Source organism: Priestia sp. P5_B4 (assembly GCF_056400385.1).
This window is the reverse complement of sequence record NZ_JBFULJ010001044.1, coordinates 1-1,205: the sequence shown is the minus strand read 5'-3', so window position 1 is coordinate 1,205 and position 1,205 is coordinate 1. Positions and strand designations below refer to the sequence as shown.

Sequence of the window (1,205 nt, the reverse complement as noted above, 5' to 3'; positions counted from 1 at the left end):
ACATTCCCCATATCGCTTCCTCCAATTCTTCATTCATCATTTATTCAACAAAAAGCTTAAATCCCTATAGTTATAGAGGGCACTCATTCCTTATTTCAAAGAGGTTCATCTGTAAAAGCATCATGAACTCTTTTTTCATTTTATCTCTTATACAAAAAGCCCCTATGATATGTATAATCATAGAAGCTTTGCTTATAACACTTTTTCATGCTGTTTATAAAATTGGAGAAGGGACCGTTCAAACAAATAGTTTTTTTCCGGTAAATAAAGTGAAAGCATAATCGGAGAGTGAAGTTCTTCACGATGTAGTTCATATTTTTTACTGTGTGCAATTGGATAATGAGTAGAGGCATTAGGCGCCGTCCATATCTTCACGGGCAGCGTTGATTTTAATTCTGTAACAGAAGGGTACTCCTTAATTAACTTTGATACTTGCTTCCGCTCCACTTTATAAGCTTGAGTCAAGTCCTTCGTGAATTGTTTATAAAAGAATTTATTGTTTTTTTCATGTTCTGCATGCGTATGAAGATCAATACATGGATTTAGTAAACCAGCTGATCGAACGAACGTATTCCCGTCATTTTCCATTAGCTGCAGCGCTAACAGAGCCCCCATTCCTTCAGCTAAAATATGAATTCGTTTATTTAAAATTTCTTGTTTCATTACTAAATGATAAAGTTGTTTTGCAAGGTGATATGCTTCAGGAGACCCCCAATGCCGGCCATATAAATTGGAATAAAATACTGTGTATCCTTCATCTTGTAAACATTGCAACAGCTGTGACCTTCCGCCGTGCTGAATCCATAAGCTAGTTGAACTTTCAACAAAATGATCTTTATCACCCAATACTAACACACCGAAACCATTCGGTCGTTCAGGGACATGTACGACATTCCATTGCGTATCTAAGCTAAAAAAGCGTCGATGTATCATAGCTCTTCCTCCGTAACTTACTAGTTGTTCCATACAGTGTATGATAGAACCATTAAAAAGCGCACTAGAATAATGCCTATTTCTGACTTATTGCTCTTTTGTTTCTGCATGGGAACACGTCCCTTATTTATTCATAAAAAATTCAATTTCTTATTTGACTGCTATATGCTAAAATGAAATCAAACTGTACTGTAAACGAGGTGAATAGAATGCGTGTCGTAATGGCTTTTGTTTGGGGCTTTTTACTAATGAATATGGCAGTGTACGTAATC

Annotated in this window: 2 protein-coding genes; one reads left to right on the top strand and one right to left on the bottom strand. The window is 36.1% G+C overall.

Annotated elements, in window-relative coordinates; all coding sequences use genetic code 11:
• Nucleotides 1-192: 192 nt before the first annotated feature.
• Complete coding sequence (locus tag AC1DRF_RS28625; RefSeq protein ID WP_013081744.1) at nucleotides 193-933, bottom strand: hypothetical protein; 741 nt, start codon at nucleotides 931-933, stop codon at nucleotides 193-195.
• 173 nt (nucleotides 934-1,106) lie between these two features.
• On the opposite strand from AC1DRF_RS28625, the gene AC1DRF_RS28620 reads away from it, so the two are divergent.
• Nucleotides 1,107-1,205: DUF2929 family protein (locus tag AC1DRF_RS28620; protein WP_477742389.1), on the top strand; the 99-nt coding region annotated here is incomplete at its 3' end.